General features: G+C 41.3%; 5 protein-coding genes and 1 pseudogene. 3 read left to right on the top strand and 3 right to left on the bottom strand.

Translation table 11 applies throughout. The features are described 5' to 3' along the window. Together LC574_RS20255 and LC574_RS20250 are read left to right on the top strand one after the other, a co-directional pair. Positions 1 to 167, top strand: a pseudogene (locus LC574_RS20255) (ATP-grasp enzyme); the annotation flags it as partial. Positions 168 to 475: 308 nt separating this feature from the next. Next, positions 476 to 1,522 carry a D-alanine--D-alanine ligase gene (locus LC574_RS20250; RefSeq protein ID WP_229455208.1) on the top strand — a complete coding sequence of 349 codons (1,047 nt, stop codon included), beginning with the start codon at positions 476 to 478 and terminating at the stop codon, positions 1,520 to 1,522. Between the two features lie 104 nt (positions 1,523 to 1,626). On the opposite strand, the gene LC574_RS20245 is transcribed toward LC574_RS20250, so the two are convergent. Then, on the bottom strand, positions 1,627 to 2,892 hold the full coding sequence (locus LC574_RS20245; RefSeq protein ID WP_267871616.1) for a glycosyltransferase family 4 protein: 1,266 nt from the start codon (positions 2,890 to 2,892) through the stop codon (positions 1,627 to 1,629). Between the two features lie 162 nt (positions 2,893 to 3,054). Here LC574_RS20245 and LC574_RS20240 point away from each other — a divergent pair, with 162 nt between their 5' ends. Next, positions 3,055 to 3,966: a beta-1,6-N-acetylglucosaminyltransferase gene (locus tag LC574_RS20240; RefSeq protein ID WP_229455207.1), complete on the top strand. Its 912-nt coding sequence runs from the start codon at positions 3,055 to 3,057 to the stop codon at positions 3,964 to 3,966. 234 nt (positions 3,967 to 4,200) lie between these two features. Here LC574_RS20240 and LC574_RS20235 read toward each other — a convergent pair whose 3' ends face one another. Both LC574_RS20235 and LC574_RS20230 read right to left on the bottom strand, forming a co-directional pair. Next, positions 4,201 to 5,004, bottom strand: a complete 804-nt coding sequence (locus LC574_RS20235; protein ID WP_229455206.1) for a phytanoyl-CoA dioxygenase family protein — start codon at positions 5,002 to 5,004, stop codon at positions 4,201 to 4,203. Between the two features lie 290 nt (positions 5,005 to 5,294). Further along, a partial coding sequence (locus LC574_RS20230) for an MFS transporter (RefSeq protein WP_229455204.1) occupies positions 5,295 to 6,660 on the bottom strand: 1,366 nt, incomplete at its 5' end.

Here is a 6,660-nt window from a genome sequence, read left to right as displayed (position 1 = left end):
TAGTGCGAGGCACTGATGCCATTTACAGTCTTGATGACCCTATACCATTTTTAACTTTGCATCACTGGCAAATTCCCTTGCTTTTGCTGAAAAATCTGCAACAACTCAAAGGATGGGTAAAAATAGACTTCAACATTGGCAAACTGGTGGAATTAGGTGGCGATTAAAATAATTCGTAATACTCGGCCTTCATGCGAGAAGCAAGCTACGTAATACTTCGGCTTACCTCGGCTTACTTCGACTACACCCTTACTTCGACGCCGCTCAGTACAAGTCGGCTACGCTCTCCCAAGGCTCAGTACAAGTCGCTCGGCACGAGTCGCTCAGTACAAGTTCATAATTCGTAATTAAAGAAGAAATCAGTACATCAGAGCAAGCAAAGAGCTTGTTCTTAGGGGGTTGGGGGTGGGGTTCTTGTAGCCCACTCAACTGGAAAATGCTGTATAAATTTTAACACTATATAGGAAGATGAATCATGCCAGTACTTCGTATCCTTCATTTAGTTGGGTCTGCATACAATGATTTTTACTGTGATTTGTCACGCCTTTACGCCCAAGATTGTCTGGCAGCAACGGCAGATCGATCGCACTATGACTTTCAGATTGCATACATCACACCCGATCGCCACTGGCGATTTCCTCCCTCCCTCAGCCCTGAAGATATTGCTGACACCAAACCGATTCCTCTGTCCGATGCCATACAGTTTCTAACAGCGCAAAACATTGACATCGTGTTACCACAAATGTTTTGTATTCCTGGAATGACTCACTACCGCGCCCTATTCGATCTGCTGAAGATCCCTTACGTAGGCAATACTCCAGATATCATGGCAATAACGGCGCACAAAGCCAGAACCAAAGCAATTGTCGAAGCCGCAGGGGTAAAAGTGCCTCGTGGAGAACTGCTTCACCAAGGAGACGTTCCGACAATTACACCTCCAGCGATCGTCAAACCTGTAAGCTCCGATAACTCTTTAGGGATGGCCTTAGTCAAAGAGGCTACTGACTATGACGCTGCTCTGAAGAAAGCATTTGAATATTCAGATGAGGTGATCGTAGAAGAATTCATCGAACTCGGTCGAGAAGTCAGATGCGGTATCATTGTCAAAGACGGGGAGCTAGTGGGTTTACCCCTTGAAGAGTATCTGTTAGACCCCCACGAAAAACCCATCCGCAACCATGCTGATAAACTCAAACAAACGGACGATGGCAACTTGGGTTTTGCTGCTAAAGATAATAAAAAGTCTTGGATCGTAGACCCTAACGACTCAATCACCCAGAAAGTTCAGCAAGTGGCTAAGAAGTGTCATCAGGCTTTGGGTTGTCGCCACTACAGTTTATTTGACTTTCGGATCGACCCAGAGGGAGAACCTTGGTTCTTAGAAGCCGGTTTGTATTGTTCTTTTGCCCCAAAAAGCGTGATTTCTTCTATGGCTAAAGCAGTGGGAATCCCTCTAAATGAGTTATTAATCATGGCTATTAATGAAACGTTAGGCAGTAATAAAAAAGCGTTGCAAAATTGATAGTGAATTTCTTGGTATAGGTTTTTCCGCTTGTAGTGTATGGGTGAGCGATCGCTAATTAAGAGTCGGTTGAGGCAGCGATCGCTTGTTTACGAGAAGCTTCTCTACGAGGGCTTACTCATTTCCTCAAAGAGGGATAAGTAACGATGTGCTTGCAGCTCGATCGCAAACTCTTGTTCGGCTTTCTCACGAGCGTTCGCGCAAAGTTTTTGATGCCGCTCTTTGTTCTCTATTACCCAGATAATACCATTTGCTAAGTCATCACAACTAAAACATTGCGCTCGATATCCATTTTTTTGGTGTTCAACTATATCTTTGAGTCCCGTTGAATCAAAAGAAACCACAGGTGTACCGCAGGACACGGATTCACAAGCAGTCAGTGGCAAATTATCTTCAATCGATGGCACAATCATCACATCCGCAGATGAGTACAGAAGCGCTAGTTTATTCTGATCATCAACTTTGCCTAAGTAGTGTACCTTAAAACCTAAATCAACTGGTTCTTGAGGTTGAGATGAACCAAAAACAATCAGTTCAATCTTATCTTTCCACTCAGACTTGCTCAATTTTTGCAATGCTGATTGCAATAGATGAAATCCTTTTCTGGGGTTGCTAGTTCCGTTGATTGCTCCGAATAGAAGTAGTTGCTTATTTTGTGGGAGGTTCAGTAAGTTTCTAGCTATTTGACGCTCCGTCGGTTTATAGATGCTGATATCTAACCCGTTAGGAATAACTCTGATGTCGCTATTTGAAAATAGTGAACTGGATTTAGCACATTCAGCAAGCCAATTACTAGGACTGACAATAGTAAGCTTGAGATTTTGCCATGCTTTATTTTTACGATGCCAAACCCAGCGAGAGAAATCCCAGCTATGGTTGCTACCGAGTTGAGGGCAATTTCCACAAGTTTTTGTATAGCGATCGCACCCTAGAGAATAGCAGCATCCACCTGTGAATGCCCATGTATCATGAAATGTCCAAACAATAGGTTTATTGAATTTTGCCAGTGCTTCAATTGGTATAAATCCGTCACATATCCAATGCAGGTTAATGATGTCTGGGTCAAGTTTAGCAATTTGCGACGTAACTGTATTAGGGAGCCATTGGAGCCGGAAAAATACAGGATTACGTGGCATATTTCTATAAAGTTCTAGTGGTAAAGCATCCAACATCGGACGAGCTTTCCACATTATTTGAGCTACCTTATTGGGAGAACTAACTACAGTAGAGTCAGCTATTCTTTTATCTTGAATTAGCATCTGAGAATCAATTTCTAATCTCAGGAGTTCTTGATGTAGCCGATAAGCTGCACGAGCAGCTCCTGCTCCTCCCTTGGGATCGTAAGTGTTAATCAATAGAGGCTTAATCATTGTTGATTTAATTGTTTATTTATTAACATCAAGTTTGTTCTTGCCAGATTGTAGCGTAATAGTGTACTGTATTGGAGTAATTTTATTACCACATTCCATAGTTATTTCAAAAGTAATCTCGTGGAATGCAACTTAATATAAATACCTCTACAACTTGGACAAATGCACGAGAACACCAGCCCAACACTAGGCTTTCTTTTATTAACACACGCAAAACCTCTACAAATTTACAGGTTAATCAATCAATTAAATAAGATGTTCGATCATCCTGTAATTGTGTGTCATCATGATTTTTCAAAAAGTGATTTATCTATAGATACTCTATCAAAAAATGTTTTACTAGTACGCCCCTACATCCAAACAAAGTGGGCAGATTTTTCTGTAGAAGAGGCTACAATACAGGCACTTAAACTAATGTACGAGATACCAGATCCACCAGATTGGTTTGTATACCTTAGTGGATCAGACTATCCTATTAAAACTGCAAGACAAATATTGGATGAGCTAGCCTCAAGTCCATACGATGCTTATGTTGAGCATGAGCAGATTACATACGATATTTATAAACATAATGTAATACAAAATATGGTATGGTTAAAAAATTCTTATGAACGATACTGTACGAAGTCGTTTTCTTTTCATTACTTAAAAAAATACTTTGGTCAACTGAATATAGAAATACGCATAGAACATCCTTTATTAACGAAACCTTTTCTTCCTTTTTCAAATAACCTTGCTTGTTTCAGTGGAAGTCAATGGTTTTGTGCCAATCGCAAAGCTGCTGAGTACATTATCGATTTCCACGGACAGAGAAATGCCGTAACCTTACATTACAGTAAGCTCAAGTATCCAGAGGAGGCGTATATTCAAACTATACTTGGTAATGCATCTCACCTGAAACTAAAAAATGACTGTCGGCGATATGTTGATTGGTCAACCGGAGGCCCTCATCCCAAAATATTGCTAATGGAAGATTTGCCTAATCTGCTTGCATCATCTGCTCATTTTGCTCGGAAATTTGACATCGATATAGATAGCAATATTCTTGATGAACTTGACAAAATTACATCCTAGTACTCACCTAACATTTTGATAAACTCAGCTAAATAAATTTCAACTATGGTTGCTACATAGTTGAGGAGAATCACTTAGGACTTACGTACACTCTACTAATTCTCGGCGCTCTTGGCGTCTTGGCGGTTCGATAAATTAAGCTTTTTAGCAATTTTTGCGTAAGTCCTATCACTATAAGATTTTGTATAGCGATCGCATCCTTAACAATAGCAGCAACCACCTTTAAATTCCGCACTAGCGATGCAGTTCAACTCTCGGAAAGATATCGCAGTCTATCGGCTCCCCAGGTTTTTTGGCTTTGAGAGACTCAAATTCTGGGATATCAATTTCCTCAAGAGGTCTGAAAGGCCAAGCATTGGGGCGGCGATCATAAGTAACATCATCGCCAGTCCAATTAATCACTACTGCGCGTCGTCGTGTGGAGGATGTGTTTCTTACTGAATGATGAATTGTCATAAAATGATGAACCAAGCAATCTCCAGGCTCCATATCCCAAGACAAAATTTCGTGAGGCTTTGGCTCTACAAACCACGAGGGGTCAGATTCTTCACGTAACTCCTTGCCCCATAGATGAGAGGCTTTAATGTACTCTAATTTACCATTTTCTTGGTTGACACTATCTAAAGCCAGCCAAATTTTACAACACTGCTCGCCTTGTATAGGCCAGTAAGATTTGTCGTTATGCCAGCCGACACGGCTGTCTGCTTTCGGCTTTTTAACAAAGAAACCGTCACCCAAAAAGTTAAGTTTTTTCGATTTCAAGACTTGAGCAGCGAGTGTTGCTAGTGGAGATTCAAAAGCCAAAGCACGGAAATCAGCATCAGTGAGCCATAAGTTACTGGTATGTTCCACATGACCTTCTGATTTGGGGATGCCCTTAACTTCTAAAGGGCCAGGGATTAATACATTCTTTTCAACGGCTGTTCGCATCCGTTCTACCCAGATGTCATCCAAAACATTTTTGACGCAGATAACGCCGTCTCGCTCGAAAGCTTCAACTTGTTGAGGGCTGATTTTTGATGTGTCTACCTTGAGCATAGTAACTTTTTCAGATTTTGAAATTTAACTAATTGGGGTCAGATAAGCTAATTGGCATTCAAATTGCATATTGAAACAGAAGTTTTTACCAGACTGCAAACTAAATGCATATCAGCTTATATAACAACAGATTTCTAAAACCTGTTTTCCTGACATGAACTTTGTCACTATCTAACAAAGATTTTTCAGTATAGAGTAGAGATTAAGTTAGCAATTCTTTCTGTAGGTGGAAAAATTTTAAGTCTGAGTACAACATTCTTTGTTCACATCCGTAACCAACAAATTTTACCCTAACTACCCAAATCTTTTTTAACAATAAGTGGCACAAGTGCCGCTAATCGTAATATCCCAGACACAATGAATACTTCTGCTATGCCAAAAGACCCAGCAAATTGAGCAATGAAGCCACCGATAGTTGCTCCTAAAGCACCACTTGCTCCAGCAACAGCTGCTGCTGTTGCAAAATAGATAGACTGATTTTTTACTGGTGCAATCTCTATCTGGAGATTGTTGTTACACAAGTCAACTCCTCCCCAATTAGCCCCAATGAAAATGTGTAACAGCGGCAACCACAGCCAGAGGTCGAGAGGACTAGAACCAATCGTCAGCCATAGCCAGGGTATGACTGCAATTAGAATTCCATTAGAAATTAAAATCGGACGATTGCCTATTTTATCTGCTAATCTACCCCACACGATGAGCATTAGCATGTGTGCCCCTGCTCGCAGGCTGTTGTAGAAAGTTACCCAACTCACATCCAAGTTCAGCGTATCTAGCAAATAGAGGTTAAAAAACGGAGCACTCAGGCTAACAGCAAATGACCATGAGCCGAAATAAAGCAGAAACACCAAAAAATTAGAGTTTTTCCAAATGCTGTTATTTATCTGGTTTTGGGGAGTTGGTATTTGCGGCAGAGAAATTGCTTCAGATATCTCATCAGGTTCATTTGGTGCCGAGTCTGACTGAATTTCACTTGTTTGAGATGAGTTAGCATAATAAGTATTTTGTAATTGGGGATTTATATCTACCTGGAAATATTGACACCCCAAACTCACAATTCCAAAGATAATGCCTAAGAGCAAAATCACCCCATAACCTTGGATAGACCCCCCGTACCAATGTGATACAGCTAGACCAGCTATTGGCAAGCTGATTAACTCGGTTAAGTTGGCAATACTATTGCGTAGCCCGAAATATCTACCTCGCAATCGCCGTGGGACTAACATTGCTATCCAACTGAACCACGATGCAGTTCCTAGTCCTCCCAAAAGATGGCTGCATACGAGAATCAGGAGGGACAATACCACTAATTGGTTGGAATTAAGTCCTCCCCAACTAAAGCTAACAATGCCAATTACTAAAATCAGCCACAGTAGCCGAGCAATCCCATAAATGCCAAGGGAATACTGAAAGCGGCTAGTGCTGCGTTCAGACAAGTAAGCACCTATTGGCTGAAAAAGATTCGCCAACATCGGGATAGAAGCCAGCATCCCAAACACTATCGGGCTGGCATCCAACTCCACCAAGAAATTACCTAGCAAAACTCCGCCAGTGCCAATAGAGAAAACTGCTGCGAAAACACCATCGAGAGTGGAAGCCCTCAAACTGGTGCGAATAGCATCTTTAGAAATGCGATCGCTGGGTGTTGAGGTAGGA

Source organism: Nostoc sp. CHAB 5715 (assembly GCF_020829685.1).
In the GTDB taxonomy this organism is placed as follows: Bacteria; Cyanobacteriota; Cyanobacteriia; order Cyanobacteriales; family Nostocaceae; genus Nostoc.
The sequence above is the reverse complement of the archived record's forward strand: the minus strand, read 5'-3'. Positions and strand labels throughout refer to the sequence as shown.

Excerpts from the sequence above, each read along its gene's own strand:
- LC574_RS20240 (WP_229455207.1), top strand. The coding sequence starts at position 3,055 with ATGCACGAGAACACCAGCCCAACACTAGGCTTTCTTTTATTAACACAC.
- LC574_RS20235 (WP_229455206.1), bottom strand. The coding sequence starts at position 5,004 with ATGCTCAAGGTAGACACATCAAAAATCAGCCCTCAACAAGTTGAAGCT.
- LC574_RS20250 (WP_229455208.1), top strand. The coding sequence starts at position 476 with ATGCCAGTACTTCGTATCCTTCATTTAGTTGGGTCTGCATACAATGAT.
- LC574_RS20245 (WP_267871616.1), bottom strand. The coding sequence starts at position 2,892 with ATGATTAAGCCTCTATTGATTAACACTTACGATCCCAAGGGAGGAGCA.